Annotated in this window: 10 protein-coding genes and 2 tRNA genes; 4 read left to right on the top strand and 8 right to left on the bottom strand. The window is 49.4% G+C overall.

What is annotated here, in order from left to right; genetic code table 11:
* Positions 1-2 precede the first annotated feature (2 nt).
* The gene (locus F1593_RS03940) at positions 3-1,802 is read right to left on the bottom strand and encodes an ABC transporter ATP-binding protein (RefSeq protein ID WP_235932481.1); all 1,800 of its coding nucleotides are present in this window, start codon (positions 1,800-1,802) and stop codon (positions 3-5) included.
* A 729-nt stretch (positions 1,803-2,531) separates the two neighbouring features.
* Here F1593_RS03940 and F1593_RS03935 point away from each other — a divergent pair.
* Positions 2,532-3,950 carry a DUF512 domain-containing protein gene (locus tag F1593_RS03935; RefSeq protein WP_149400248.1) on the top strand — a complete coding sequence of 473 codons (1,419 nt, stop codon included), beginning with the start codon at positions 2,532-2,534 and terminating at the stop codon, positions 3,948-3,950.
* A 167-nt stretch (positions 3,951-4,117) separates the two neighbouring features.
* Here F1593_RS03935 and F1593_RS03930 read toward each other — a convergent pair whose 3' ends face one another.
* Both F1593_RS03930 and F1593_RS03925 read right to left on the bottom strand, forming a co-directional pair.
* The gene (locus F1593_RS03930; protein ID WP_149400247.1) at positions 4,118-4,735 is read right to left on the bottom strand and encodes a biotin transporter BioY; all 618 of its coding nucleotides are present in this window, start codon (positions 4,733-4,735) and stop codon (positions 4,118-4,120) included.
* Between the two features lie 121 nt (positions 4,736-4,856).
* The gene (locus F1593_RS03925) at positions 4,857-5,525 is read right to left on the bottom strand and encodes an SOS response-associated peptidase (RefSeq protein WP_149400246.1); all 669 of its coding nucleotides are present in this window, start codon (positions 5,523-5,525) and stop codon (positions 4,857-4,859) included.
* A gap of 397 nt (positions 5,526-5,922) precedes the next feature.
* Here F1593_RS03925 and F1593_RS03920 point away from each other — a divergent pair, with 397 nt between their 5' ends.
* Entirely contained in the window at positions 5,923-6,984 is a 1,062-nt protein-coding gene (locus F1593_RS03920) for a PLP-dependent cysteine synthase family protein (protein WP_149400245.1), read from the top strand.
* 95 nt (positions 6,985-7,079) lie between these two features.
* On the opposite strand, the gene F1593_RS03915 is transcribed toward F1593_RS03920, so the two are convergent.
* Positions 7,080-7,151: transfer RNA gene (locus F1593_RS03915), tRNA-Thr, on the bottom strand.
* A gap of 210 nt (positions 7,152-7,361) precedes the next feature.
* On the opposite strand from F1593_RS03915, the gene F1593_RS03910 reads away from it, so the two are divergent.
* The gene (locus F1593_RS03910; protein ID WP_149400244.1) at positions 7,362-9,734 is read left to right on the top strand and encodes a polysaccharide lyase; all 2,373 of its coding nucleotides are present in this window, start codon (positions 7,362-7,364) and stop codon (positions 9,732-9,734) included.
* A gap of 270 nt (positions 9,735-10,004) precedes the next feature.
* Here F1593_RS03910 and F1593_RS03905 read toward each other — a convergent pair whose 3' ends face one another.
* A complete protein-coding gene (locus F1593_RS03905; RefSeq protein WP_172631842.1) occupies positions 10,005-11,105 on the bottom strand; it encodes a WD40 repeat domain-containing protein in 1,101 nt (366 codons plus the stop codon).
* A 375-nt stretch (positions 11,106-11,480) separates the two neighbouring features.
* A tRNA-Thr gene (locus F1593_RS03900) sits at positions 11,481-11,552 on the bottom strand.
* 238 nt (positions 11,553-11,790) lie between these two features.
* Here F1593_RS03900 and F1593_RS03895 point away from each other — a divergent pair.
* Complete coding sequence (locus tag F1593_RS03895; RefSeq protein WP_149400242.1) at positions 11,791-12,189, top strand: response regulator; 399 nt, start codon at positions 11,791-11,793, stop codon at positions 12,187-12,189.
* A 113-nt stretch (positions 12,190-12,302) separates the two neighbouring features.
* Here the strand turns inward: F1593_RS03895 and F1593_RS03890 are convergent, their stop codons facing one another.
* Together F1593_RS03890 and F1593_RS03885 are read right to left on the bottom strand one after the other, a co-directional pair.
* Positions 12,303-13,160 (bottom strand): DUF2785 domain-containing protein, encoded by an 858-nt coding sequence (locus F1593_RS03890; RefSeq protein ID WP_149400241.1) that lies wholly within the window; start codon positions 13,158-13,160, stop codon positions 12,303-12,305.
* Positions 13,161-13,300: 140 nt separating this feature from the next.
* Entirely contained in the window at positions 13,301-14,725 is a 1,425-nt protein-coding gene (locus F1593_RS03885; protein ID WP_149400240.1) for an amidase, read from the bottom strand.
* Between the last annotated feature and the right edge of the window lie 294 nt (positions 14,726-15,019).

Below are 15,019 nucleotides of genomic sequence, written 5' to 3'. Positions count from 1 at the left end.
GCCTAATCGTGCTCTACGCCGCCAACGGACGCGGGAAGGGCTGCATCATAGTGTGAGAAGATCCGGCGATAGGTCTCACAGCGTGCCAGAAGCTCTTCATGCGAGCCCTGATCAATCAATTCACCTTTACGCAATACCAGGATGCTATCGGCCCAGCGGATCTGTGAGATACGTGGTGTGATCAGCAGTGTTGTGCGTCCCTCCAGGATACGGTGAATGGCCTTCTGGATCTCATCTTCCGTGGCGCTATCGATGGCGCTGGTCGAATCATCCAATACCAGAATACGTGGATCGGTCAGCAGAGCGCGGGCAATAGCCAGACGCTGACGCTGACCACCGGAAAGTGTCACGCCACGTTCACCAATCTCTGTCTCATAGCCCTGTGGGAAGCTCTGGATAAACTCATCGGCCTGCGCATCGCGTGCCGCCACCTCGATGGCCGACTGATCCGCTTTTGAGCCCAGGCCATAGCTAATATTCTCAGCGATTGTACGCGAAAATAGAAAGACATCCTGTTCTATCGTCGAGATTTGTGAGCGCAAAGCATCCATATCCCAATCCCGTACATCGACGCCATCGATCAGCACACGCCCGGTATCCACATCATAAATGCGATTCACCAGTTTAGTCAGGGTACTCTTGCCCGCGCCCGTCTGTCCCACGATCGCAATTGTCTGACCTGGACGTGCATGGAACGAGATATCCTTAAGGATCGGTGTCGAGCCATAGCTAAAGGTCACATGCTCAAAAACCACATCTCCCCGCATCTCTTCCTTATGACCGCCCATATTCGCATCCAGTTCAGTCTCCTCTTTAAGCAGGCTGATAATGCGTTCCGCGCCAGCCACGCCCAGGCGTAGCAGGCTAAAGCTCCAGGTAGACATATAGGTAACGTAACGCAAATAGGTCATCAGGCTCATAAACGTCACCAGCATACCCAGAGAAATCTCATGATGCGAGTACAGATATAGTCCATGCAAGAAGGCCAGCGCCAGCGCGATACCAAGTAATAAGGTTGGCAGATAACGCCCATGGATCTTACCGTTTTGTACATAGAAGTCGCGGTAACGGCTGGCACGGGTCACAAACTTATGTATCTCCTGTGGCTCCTGTGCTGTAGCCTTCACAACCTCAATACCATTCACCGACTCCGTAAGTACTGCATTGGTTTGTCCAAACTCCTCACGTAGATTAACTGCCACGGGACCAAGTTGGCGTGCATAAAAGCGCAGCGCAACCAGAAACACGATCACATACAGGATCGGAACCAGGAGCAACTGTGGATTCAGCAGGCCAATGAAAAGAACACTCATGAACAGGCTCGAAAAGGAATCCATGATCGTATCAATGCCCGGCGACATCATATCGCTGAGCTGAGTCATATCATTTGAAGCGCGGGCCATAATATCCCCGACGCGCTGCCGATTATGGAACGTCTGGCTCTTGCCCAGCAGATTGGTATACAGTTCTTCGCGTGCGTCACGTGCAAAACGCTTGCTCAGCATCTCAGCCGTCAGGCGTGCGCCCAGATCGCAGCAACCCTGCATCGTAATGACGATCAGCATCGCAAGCGTAATCATCCCTAATTGCTGTAGTGCTGTATTTTTTTGAAGTACAGCATCAAAAGCTCTACCTATGAATAATGAGGTTGATGCAGCAAAGATATTATTGACAATACAGAGCAAAGCGAAACCAAGGAAAAGAAAGCGATATTGTAATAAATGAGAGATAATCCAGCGCATCGGACTGGACCAGTTGTAGTGGTATGTGTTGGCAACAGTGAACTCGCGTTTAGCTAACAAAGGAAACCTCCAGCTGGAGTTAGTGTAATGCACTACATAGAAGCTGCCAGACAGGCAGAATGATCCCAGGGTGATTGCATACAATCCCTATCATGCACATAGTTGTAAGGCTGTTTGCTATCTGGCGGATTGAAGCACAAAACTAGTCTTCAATAAAGTTGCTTCGTATCAACTGTCTTCATTATCCGAGACGATAATTGACATCTTATGACGTGTTTCCATGCCGTCTTGCGGATGGATATGGGGTTAATTATGTTAGGTAGGAAATGTCTTAGTTACTCATAATAAGTTGCAATCCTGAATCTCTTTACTAATTTACTCTACAAAGCATACCATAAAACACCAGACATTTGTAAAGAGGTAAAGCGACGAGTTTTGAAAATCTCACGCAGGGAGCGCAGGGGGAACGCAGTCCCCAAATACCTCTTTTTCTTCTTTTCTTCGCCACCGCACGCGGCGGCGAGAGGGAGGTGAGAGACCGGGGCACAGCCCCGGGCCCCAGGTTAAGGGTTGCACCCTTAACAATCCCGCTTCTGTTCGCACCTATGGAACGCAGTCCCCATCCCCTCCTCTTCTCGCAGCTGCCGCCGCGGGAGGCAATGGTTTAAATCCCCAAAATTTGACGTTCAGCGGCTAAGAAGCTATAATTGCGGGATAGCTAGAAGTTTATCGGATAGCAAACCACAGGCTGTCCCTTTTTCCCCTCTCTTTTTTTAAGGATATGAACCAATGCCAAAAATGTATGGATGGGTGCGTGAGGTAGTGCCCGAAAGCCCTGCTGATCGTGCAGGCTTACAACCAGGGGATTTGATTCGCTCCATCAATGGGAATGTGATCCGAGATTTGGTGGATTATCGCTTCTACGTCGCAGACGAGGAGCTGTTAATTGGCTATGATCGACAGCAAGATCAGCATGAAGTACGTGTCAAAAAAGGCATTGATGAAAATCTTGGCGTACTCTTTGGCGATGAGCCAAGCCCCTTTATTCGTATCTGTGCAAACAAATGCGTGTTCTGCTTTATCAAAGGCTTGCCTGAGCGCTTCGCTCCGCAGCACGGTTTGCCCCATGGGATGCGCTCTTCACTCTATGTAAAAGATGACGATTATCGCTATTCCTTCCTCTTCGGTAATTTTGTGACGCTGACGAATTTGAAAGAACAGGATTGGCAGCGTCTCGATGAGCAGAAATTAACTCCTCTCTACGTTTCTGTTCATGTTACTGATCCCGATATGCGGCGCAAGATGGTTGATGGACCGCGCGCCGGTGAGATTCTTGAGCATATTGAGCACCTGGGAAGCATCGGCCTGACCTGTCATACGCAGATGGTGCTTTGTCCCGACTATAACGATGGCGAATATCTGGATCGCAGTATTCGTGATCTAACTGCCCTGCGTCCGATTGTAGAGTCGATCTCGGCAGTGCCAGTAGGACTGACAAAATATAATAACATGCTCCCGGTCGAGAATCTGCCATCCATGCGCCGTCATACGCGTGAGGAGGCCGAGGCCATTGTCGATAAGCTTGAAGCCTATCAGCGTGAATTTGAAGCCAGCGATCCCGACGGTAATCCCTTTGTCTATCTCTCGGATGAATGGTACTTTATCACGGAGCGTGAGTTTCCACCTGCCAAACATTATGGCTTGTATGCTCAGATCGAGAATGGTGTCGGGATGACACGTTTCTTGATTGACCAATGGGCCCGCACCAAACGCCGTTTGCCAGCTCAGATGCCTGAGCACAAGCATGTCACGATTGTCACGAGCACCATGGCCGAGCCAGTGATTGCTAAATTTGTGCAAGACATGGAAAAGATCGAGAATCTGGATGTGCAACTCTTGCCTGTGGTCAATAAGTTCTGGGGTGAAGGCATCACCGTCGCCGGTCTGCTCTGCGGACAGGACGTACTGGATGCCATTTTCGAGTCTAGCGAGCGCTCTGATCTGATCCTGCTGCCACGGGTGATGTTGGATAACGATGGCGTACGCTTCCTGGACGATATCACGGTTGAAGAATTCAAAGCAAAGCTATCTCCAGCGCGTGTCGAGTTCGTGCGCAACGCACCGGAGACCATCGACGCCATTCGTGCTCTCGCCGGTATTACCAGGGGTGGTGAGCGCAAACTGGTGCGTGTTCAATCCCGCTTGTAGGCCTCCAAATCAAAGAAGGCCCGAACCCTTGCGGTCGGGCTTTCTTTGATTTGGAGGGTCATCGATCACGCATCTTGCGCCACAGCTCTACATCCACCTCTGTGAACAGGCGCATATGGAGCTGTAGGGGAGATAGCGTATAACGGATTTACATGGGTTTATGAATGTTATACGTGCTTTTCTGGCTGCAACCAGCGTACAATCTGCCAGGCTGCAGGCATGAGCAGAGCTGCCACTACAATCTTCAACAGATCACCAGGGATGAAGGGCAGCATACCGGCAACGATGGCCTGTCCCAGGCTCATATGCGTGATGAACGCCAGCCAGGAAACGCCAATGGCATAGAAGATACATGTGCCGGGCAGCATGGCGAGTACGGATGTCAGGAAGCTGCGATCCAGGCCGCGCTCACATAAATAACCAACGACCAGGGCAGCAATTGGGCAGGCCCAGAGATAGCCTGCGCTGGGAGCAAGTGCCAGATACAGCCATCCACCGCTGCCGCCGGCGAAAACTGGTAAGCCAAGTGCACCTTCCGCCAGATAGAGTAGCAGAGCAAGCGCACCGCGTCGACTTCCCAGGGTCGCGCCAATCAGCATCACCATCAATGTTTGCAGTGTCAATGGAATCGGGGTGAAGAACAGCGAAATTTGGGGCTGGGCAGCTAACGCCATCAAAAGGCTGGCTCCGACGACTAATATGCCATCTTTGACCAGGGTCTGGCTGCGCGATGTGCGAGCTGATCCAATATAATCTACAATAGTCGTGCCCGGGGCAATAGCCATAAAAATAATACTCCTTCTTAACGTGACTATGACATGGACGCAATTGTCCCAGGAGTATTATACACTCAAATTGATCACTCTGCAGACATTTACCTGCTATGAATGCCAGTATAGAACGCGCTCAGGCAATTAAATCTGCTTGATCATAGCGGACATCATTGACGCGCCGTGAGACCGGACGCGCCTCCATCTCTTGCGCTGGATACGCTCCCAGCAGATGTAAAAGCGCCTGCTCATCGCGTTCAGCGGCATCAAGCCAGATGTCACGGGCATCCGCTCCCAGCAGTGCTGGCATGCGGGTATGAATGGATTCCATCAAGCTATTGGGCTGTGTGGTAATAATTGTGCAGGTCCGAATAGCCTCTCCCTCAGGATTTTTCCAGCTATCCCACAGACCGGCAAAGGCGAAGGGTTGTTGATTCTTCAGCGTGATATACATGGGAGTCTTTACTTTTGAGCCCGGCTCCTGCATCCACTCATAGAAACCATCCGCCACGATCAGGCAGCGCTTCGCATGCAGGAGGCGCTTAAAGCTTGGTTTCTCTGCCAGCGTCTCTGCGCGTGCATTAATCATCCTACTCCCGATACTCTCCTCTTTTGCCCACGAGGGAATCAGACCCCAGCGGAGTAGCGCCAATTGAGGCTGGTCATTGGTATGCATGATCGTCACGACATCCTGTGTTGGTGCAACGTTATAACGTGGCGTGATCTGCATCGAAACTGGCACCGGCACATTGAACGTGCTGGCGATATCCTGAATAGAATGAAAGAGCGTATAGCGACCACACATAACATTTCTCTCCTGCTCGCTTGCTATGCTAAGACACCTGCTTGCATTAGACCCCTATTGGTATCCGCATGACTATTCTTATTTAATACGAGAGAAACGGTCATCTTGTAGACCGCACCTGCCAGCCAAAATTCCTGGCATTCTCGAAAAAACGGAATAGTACTGTTTTCCATTGGGAGCGTTGGGGCGAGATGGTGGTACGAGTAAGGGAGCATCGACCTACGCTTGCGCTTCGTGCGATGCTTACGTTTTTCATCAGGATGGCAAAGCCGAAATAGTTATCGCTGAGCAACGCTTACATGCTTAAATGATTGACCTGTATTGAAAATATAGTGTAAAATCTGAACCATATTGGTAAACTTAAAATCCTGGTGTTCGCGTGTTGAGGAGAATATTTATGTCTGATCTATGGGTTCGTGAGGCTATTGCGACCATTAATGCTGATTTTACCCGCTCTGCTGATACTCATCTTATCCTGGTTCCTCTGCCATTTCTACCCCGTATCCGGCTCTATATCAAAGATGAGTCAACCCATATCACGGGTAGTTTGAAACATCGTCTGGCGCGTTCGCTCTTTCTTTACGCGCTCTGCAATGGTTGGATCAGGCATGATACCCCGATTATTGAGGCTTCATCAGGTAGCACGGCTATCTCTGAAGCTTATTATGCCCGCTTGTTGGGACTGCGTTTTATTGCAGTGATGTCTCGTAGTACCTCGCCTGAAAAGATTCGGCGTATCACCAGATATGGCGGCGAGTGTGTGCTGGTGGATGAGCCCAGTCAGGATCGTGCGCGAGCACATGAGCTGGCCGCCGAGCTAAATGGTCATTTTATGGATCAGTTTACCTTTGCTGAACGCGCCACCGATTGGCGTGGCAATAATAATATCGCTGAATCTATCTTTAAGCAAATGATCAATGAACCGTATCCTGTTCCCCATTGGATTGTTTGTGGGGCTGGCACGGGCGGTACTGCGGCTACAATGGGACGCTATATTCGCTATCAGGGATATGAAACCCAGGTGTGTGTCGTCGATCCAGAACATTCGGCCTATTATAATTACTATCAAACGCGCAGTACTTGCCCTACTATTCAGGGCGGTTCTGGTATTGAAGGGATTGGGCGGCCTCAGATTGAATCTTCTTTTCTGCCTGAGATTATCGACCATATGATATCTGTGCCTAATGTGAGCTCATATGCAGCTATTCATCTCCTTGACGATCTGCTAGGCAAGCGCTACGGCGGTTCAACTGGCACCAATTTTTATGGAGCCTGTATCTTGATGGCTGATATGGTTCGCCATAACATCAGTGGCTCCCTGGTCATGTTAGGCTGTGATTCCGGGGAACTCTATCGCGATACCTATTACAATCCTCAATGGTTGATGGATCAGCATATGGAGATTGAGCTGCACCTTGTCCAGATGCGTCGCTTTATCCAGAGCGGCATCTGGGAATAACACTCGATCTTGCGATCTCTATGTCGTAAAGATGTCCACGCCGCAAGGATGCGAGCGATGGGAACTGGAGGGTGCTGAAAAAAGGCAAAAAGAAGAGCCGAAGGTCAGGATTGAACTGACGACCGACGGTTTACAAAACCGTTGCTCTACCACTGAGCTACTTCGGCTGGTTGTTGGCACATGGATATTGCTAACAGTACCGATTATACCGTGCTATGCTCCCGGCTGTCAAGCTTTTTTGTCCCTCTTTTTCCCTCGCTATTCTGTGCTATTTTGTTTACTATAGAATCGGTTTTATGTATTTTGTTTGGAAAAGACTGTACAAATAATACACAATGAACAATATGTATGTGTGAAGCAAGAGGAATTAGATTACTATGCGTAAGCAACGTACTCATCTCCGCGCTGTTTTAACGGTTGTCTGTGCTTTGGCGGCGATTGCGATGCTGACTATCGCATCGACTGCTAATCCGCTGACGGCGTTGGCGGCCACTCCAGCAACCACCCACAAATATGTGAAGGCTGAGAATGGCAATCCCCAATTTGTCTCTACCGTGGTGACATGGTATGGCTATGATGACAATTCTGGTCAGACGGAGAGTCAGCTCGCCTCGTCCCTTATCGCCTACGGCAAATCTGATGGTTTTCCAACCCTGCATAATCAGACGACCGAGGGTAAGGGAACCTATGATGACCCTGTCACCTTCGCTGCCCCGGATCGTAATGTGAAGACCTACTTCCCGGTTGGCAGTATTATTTATGTCCCATTCGTCAAAAAGTATTTCATTATGGAAGACCAATGCGCCGGCTGTCAGGATGGTATCGGCCATGCCGATCTATTTATGGGGCCAGCCCGCAAAGTTGGTGGAGATGTGCAGGGCTGTGAGAATAATGTTACGCCGAACAATGCTGTGAATGTCATCATCAATCCAGGTCCCGGTTTTGAAGTGAACACCACCCCGATGTTTACCAGCAGTGGCGTTTGCAACATTAAAAACAATCTCTTCTATAATTACAAGCCCGCACTCACGGATGGCAATAACAGTAGTAATAACAGCAATGGTAGTGGGAGTGGTGCAACATCAACACCGACAGCAACATCACCTATCAGAAAAGCAGCCACGCGCCATTCCAAAGCAACACCCACACCAGAGGTGACGGCCGCCTCAACCCCTGACACAACGAGCAATTCCCAGGAGACGACGACCTGTGCCAGTAGCGGTTCCAGCTCGTCCCCCCTCTGGTCCAGCGATTTCAGTAGCGCGGACTGGCAAAAGTCATGGGGTATCCAGAGTACGAGCAAAGAAACCGTGGGATTGAGTAACCTGAGCGTCGTAGATGATCCTTCCGGTCAGCTGAAGCAAAAGGTCTTGCAGGTGGCTTACTCGAGTACTGCCACCAGTAAGCAGATCAATGGAGCGAAGTTTCTGGGGACCCTCACAGGGAAATCCTCTAATTGTCTCTATCTGAGCTACGATGTGTATTTCCCCAAAGGATTTGTCTTTGCCAATGGTGGGAAGTTGCCTGGCCTCTATGGAGGAACAGCGGTTGAAGGTAATACGTCGCCAATCGCCGGGCAGGGATTCTCCACCCGTCTCATGTGGACGCGCCAGAATGGCGGCGGCATCTGTGCCTATCTTCCCGTTGGTTCGGCCCTGAACACGGCCCGGTACGCCTATGATGGCCGCAATACCTCGATTGGACAGAATGCCTGGAAGTATAGTGGGGATGGTCAGTGGCACCAGATCCAGCAATTCGTCAAGCTCAATACCAATCCCGCTGATCAGCTTCCCAATGGCGAGGTAGACATGTGGTATGACAATCAGCAGGTGATTCAGGCCAGCGGTGTCAACTACCGTCCTTCGGATAGCTCAACGTTAGGCATCAACGGCATTTTCTTCGATTCCTCGATGAATGGAGCCGCCAAAGGCGCCACGCCTCTACCGACCACTGCGACAATGGATTATGCAAATTTCGTGGTAAGCGATCACCTGATCACCTCATCTGTGCCTACCACTTCAGCGACCGGTACGCCAACAGACACGACAGGCACGCCAGGGGTTACGCCAACAGACACGACAGGCACGCCAGAGGTTACGCCAACAGACACGACAGGCACGCCAGAGGTTACGCCAACAGACACGACAGGCACGCCAGAGGTTACGCCAACAGACACGACAGGCACGCCAGAGGTTACGCCAACGAACACCTCAACCGATACCCCAACCGATCCAGCCGTTGGAGGCAAGCCAACCCCGACCCCGACCCCAACCGTTCCAACCGTTGGGGGGCCAACGCCAACGCCGGGTGCACCCATGATCCCGCTGACCACAGTCAATCCAGATGGTCAGTACGATCTATCGGTGCAGCTTGTCAGTGCCACCCAGACTGGTAATACCCATACGTATCAGATCAAGGTGCATAACACAACAGGAGCAGTGAAAAGCTCTATTCTGCTGGGCTTATCGGTCGTGGGCAATAGTTCACGATTACAACTGGCAAATACCTCAGGAAAGAATAGTGGCTGGACCGTAGTGAATACATCGGACAGTGCCTCACCGCATCTGTTAGCAACCTATACAGGTATCAAGCCTGGTTATCCAGTGGGGGCCAATAGCGATCTTCCGGTGCTCACGCTGACCGTGACTGGTCCTACCAGCCCGAACGCCTACCTGGATCTCTGGACCGACGTCTCTGGCAATTCAAGGGACGCCAATTCTAATGACAACCTATTGACCCAGCAATTCTAAGCTTTCTCTATTGTATCCCTTATTTGCAAGTGATTAGTGTCGGAACCCCTAATAGGCGTTCCGACACTTTTTTGGTTTATTTTGCTCTCCCGCATGTTTGAAACGTCATGCGCTTGCAAGCGCATGACGTTTCAAAATCGAGGTAACTCCTGATAACATGCGATGGTTTACCAGCGATGTAGGTAAGGGATGCCAATTATCGATAACCATCTATGTATAGGAGTCAATGATGAACATCACTTGCCTGTGAGTGAGAGAAAGTAGCGTAATCTAGCGGGCTTGCCAGACATTTACAACTTGATCCAGTGAAACGCTGGCAATCCGTGTGCTATCCGGTGACCAGGAAAGGTGCATCACCGCCATTTTTTGTCCGGTATAGTGAAGTGTCTTACCAGTAGCAAGCACACTCACATTAACATATCCATCGAACATAACAGACTGAGTGCTACCACCGCTGTAAGCAAGCCGTGTGCCATCAGGTGACCAGCCTACAGCGACGACCTGATTATTAACGACCGCTGGCAAAGTAGTGTGAATTGCGCCGCTCTGTAACGAGCGGATTTTTACTGTATTGTTATCAGCATGAGCAAAAAAGTGGTCATCTGGTGAGATAGAAATGGCAGTGGCCCAACCATTCTTTTTATAAAGCAGTGCGCCTGTATCACTATTCCACGTATAGATTTGAGGATTGATAATGCCAGAGCCTAATGCATCGTGCCCGGCCACAATGTAGCGACTGGTATGTGACCAGGCTACTCTTGAAATATTGCCATTAGGATTAAGCGTATGCAGTATTTTGCCAGTTGAAGCTTCCCATACATACACCACATTGAGATACACTGCAGCCACATATTTTCCATCAGGAGACCAGGCTATATCTAAAGCCGCTGCTAGTGGATTAACGACAGGTGGATTTTTAAAGTTTAGCACGCGTTGACCGGTCGCAGTATTCCAAACAGTTGCTATCGGGGGTGGAGTGGTGCCTGAGGCAGTACTATTATTCGCAGTGACCAGATGTTTACCATCAGGGGAAACAGCAAATGGGCTATTATTGATCGAACTGTAGTTAATACTACTTGAACGCGCTCCAGTGGTAGCATCCCATATATCAATGGATGATGTTTTCCCTCCGGAGGCAATCTGATGACCATTAGAGAGCCAGGTTACAGGGACGGATGGGTGGATATCCGAACGAACAAGCAACGTTTTTCCAGCCGGGGGTTGTGCAATCTGTGTAGCCGCGACACGGGATACATTTTCTGACAATCCAGTGGTCGCTAATGCAATTCCTGCTAATCCAGCAATTATTACAGAACGACGTGACAATTGGCTTGAAAGGATGTTTTTTGAGTTATTGATAGTTTTGTTCATGATGTAATTTCCTTTTATTCTACAAATATGGAGGATCATAAGCATGAATAAAGTATAATTTGTAATACATTGATTTACTGTGAAGTGTTACACAATTTATTTGTGAAGTAGTTCACTATATTTTACTAGATTACTTATTAGATTGTGGTCCAACCTGCAATATTTAGTACTGCGTTTTGGGCGATACCACCTGCACCATCTGCCGCAATAACTCTGGGTTGACCGCCACCAAGTGAGCCAACGAAGAGTTTGTCATATCCTGTGGCCTGAAGGCTAGCCGTCCTGAAGGCATAGTTTTTGCCATTTCTAGAAACTGCTAAAAATATGGATGGGGTGAGGAAGGAAGGGAGGTTGTTGAAAAAAGGCAAAAAAAAGAGCCGAAGGTCAGGATTGAACTGACGACCGACGGTTTACAAAACCGTTGCTCTACCACTGAGCTACTTCGGCAAACAGGTAGCTTTTCGACTACACGCTAGATTATACAGGGAACTTTTCTCACTGTCAAGCTTTTTTTCAGGATGTTTTATGATAGCTTTGCTTTTATCTTTCTTATTATATTTCAGTTAATTACTCAGTAAAAATTAATGTAAAATAGACCTTTTTGCGAAACTGTGTTCTCTCCTGGGCCGTATTTTATCCTATAGGTAGTTTATGATGGTGTAAATTCATAAAGAGGGAGCATGTTATGCAGCAGTTAGAGGAGCAATCCCAACAGGGAAACACTCCATTAGATAAAACAATTCTGGTGGTTGAGGACGATGATAGCATTGGCTCTTTGCTGATCTATGCACTCTCCCAGGAAACTTCATATCATACTATGCTGGTAACCGATGGCATTCAGGCATTGGATATTATCGAGGCTTTGAAACCTTGTCTGGTGATTACTGATTATCGCTTGCCGCATATCAATGGCATTGAATTGTGTGACCGGATGCATTCTATGGAGCATACTTCAGATGTACCGGCTATTATTATGAGTGCTTTCCTGCCAGAAGACGAAGTCCGTAAGCGCCAGCTTGCAGCTCTACATAAGCCATTTGAATTAGATGAGTTGTTAGATAAAATTGAAGACTTACTCCAATAGAAGGTCATGCAGTTATGAGTATCTATATATTTGCGACAGATATATCTACTCATCCATGAAAGAGTATTCCAATTTGCTGGAATACTCTTTTTTATGGCTATCACGCTGGTTTGCTAATCGGAGATCAGCTTTTCCAGATAGATCTCATCTTGCTTACGTAATGCTTGCGATATTTGTTCCACGACAAGGGGCGCGATATTGTCCCATTGTAGCAAGAAGTAGAGGCTACGTAAGACATTTTTGGCATTGGTAATGCGCGTCCACGCAATAACATCCGGATCGCGTTCTACTGAGCACATTTTCAGCCATTCGGCAATAAAGGCTTCGTTAACCTGATGTCCTAAAATGACATGGTAGGCTATTTTTGCCAGCCGTATATCTTCCTCATGATAGAGCGGCTCGGAGAGGGGGATGAGCTGGCTGATGACCGTCAGAATTTCTTGTCGATCCTCGGATGTCATATATGGATGTTGTGCGCATTGGTCTAACGCATCGGCGAGATGGGCCATGGCATGCGCCCAGCCTTTTCCTTCCACGAAACCGCGCCAATCCTTCTCCTCCTGGGCATAGCGTAACAACTTTTCTTTGCTCTGTTGTACTAACGAAGTTTTGAATAGCGGCGAACGTGCATCGTTAAAGAGGATGGAGGCGATGATGAGGCAGGAGAAGCTACGCATAAAGACCGCGTCTGTCTCTTTTTCTCCGATATGATAAAACAGATGCTCTTGATCAATGGTCAATAAGAGCAGTTGTTCCAGTTGCTCGGTTGATAACCTCTGTTTGTCGATAATGCCTCCGGCCAGAATGAGACAGCTCAGCTCATCCCGCAATTCGGCATCCGGTGAGGCTAGATTGGCGAGCAATGCCTGTGCAAATGCAAAGGGATCTATATCTGCTGGTAATTCATAATCATTATTGGCGATTGAATTTAAAAATTCTTTATTGGTGGCTTGCACTGTTACATCTTGCATAAACTCTCCTTAATCAATACGATGCTTCCTCTTTAAATACGGGAGAATGCCAGTCGAGTGTGACAGAAAGGATCGGATTGCGGCATAGCATGCCGCAATCTTACTGTGGTAGATCTGTTATGGCTGCCTGTATCAGTTAGTTATGCCTGATCGGGCAGGTCGCGCCGGTGCCAGTCGGTTAGTTGCTGGTAGGCATGGGCAATGCGCAAGATGGTGGCTTCCTCAAATGGCTTGCCAGCGATTTGCAATCCAATCGGTAAGCCTGCTGCGTTAAAACCAGCCGGAAACGAGATGCTCGGAAGTCCGGTGATATTAAATGGCATGGTTAAACGCAAGTACGCGGTGGTGGCCTCTTCCTGCACACCATCTATCTTGATTATCTGGCCCGCTTGCGACGCCAGGATTGCCGGGGTGGGAATGGTAGGAAGAATAAAGGCATCGACACGTTGTAATGCTGCCCGGAAGTTGCTTGAAAGCTGACGGCGCTCATGCAGTGCCGCCAGATAGTTGATAGCGGGAATCTGCTGGCCTTCGCTGAGACGTGTGCGGACGAGATCTCCATAGGCGCTACTCCGCTCAGGAAACCAGCCCTTTTGCATATGTGCCAGTGCCGCTTCGGGTTTCTGGATCGTACGATAAAGATCCATATCCGGCCGTGGCAGATCTACATTGATAATTTCTATCCCCTCTTCTTGAAGGACTAATAAGGCCGCACGCCAGGCCCGGCGTACTTCTGGATCGAGTGGATTGACAAAATCGTCCTGCGGCACGCCGATTTTGAGCCCCTGTAATGACAGTGGACCACGGCCTTCAACACCTTCCAGGATGGTGGTATAGCGATTGGGTGTGGTTGGTGGACCAGAAACGCTATTGGGATCACGTGGATCGTATTTGGCGATGGCATCAAAGATAATGGCACAATCCTCGGCACTATGTCCAATGGGACCAACGTGATCGAGTGTCCAACTCAATGGGATCACGCCGTAGCAACTGACACGTCCATAGGTGGGCTTGAGACCTGTTACGCCACAGCAGGCAGCGGGGATGCGAATAGAGCCGCCTGTATCGGTGCCAATGGCTCCCAGACACATCCCGGCTGCGACCGCCGCCGCGGAACCCCCACTGGAACCTCCCGTCGTGCGGCTATAGTCCCAGGGATTGCGGGTGGGGGGCGCATAGGGACCATAGGCGAACTCAAAGGTGTTAGTTTTGCCGATGATAATAGCTCCATTGCGGCGGAGCTGTTCGATCACGGCGGCATCTTCCAATGCGATATTATCTGTCAATACCTGGGAGCTGGCGCTGGTATTGACCCCTTGTACGGCGATAAGATCCTTGATCGCTATCGGTACTCCATGGAGCTGGCTGCGATAAAGACCGGTACGCAACTCTCGCTCAGACTGTTCGGCATCCCGCATCGCCTGCTCACGTAGCAGCGTCGTAAAGGCCTGAACCTGTCCCTCTACTTCATCGATGCGTTCAAATAGCTCATAGACTAATTCGGTCGGAGTGATGATTCCTGCGTGTAATTCGTCAGCAATCTCACGAATGGATGTATATGGCATATATCGTTCTCTTCTTCACTCTAAAAATTTCGCGCATAAGCCGCTGGCATGTTAAGTTGATGGCTCTATTGTATCAGGTCACCGACAGGCAGGGTTTCCCTATTTTTTGATTTTCTCTTTGAGAGTGTCAGCCCCCCAATACCAGCGGGATCTTGCTGCTCCCTGGCTGGCAGGCGCGTGCGCGCCTGCGCCCTTTTTAGTGTGTGGTGCAGGAAAGGTGCTGTGCACCTTTCCTGCACCACACACTAAAAACTGTTTTGAGCACCGCAGGTGCGAAAACTCATGCACAGAGAT

Origin of the sequence: Dictyobacter arantiisoli, assembly GCF_008326305.1 — a bacterium.
Taxonomy (GTDB): domain Bacteria; phylum Chloroflexota; class Ktedonobacteria; order Ktedonobacterales; family Ktedonobacteraceae; genus Dictyobacter; species Dictyobacter arantiisoli.
The sequence above is the reverse complement of the archived record's forward strand: the minus strand, read 5'-3'. Positions and strand labels throughout refer to the sequence as shown.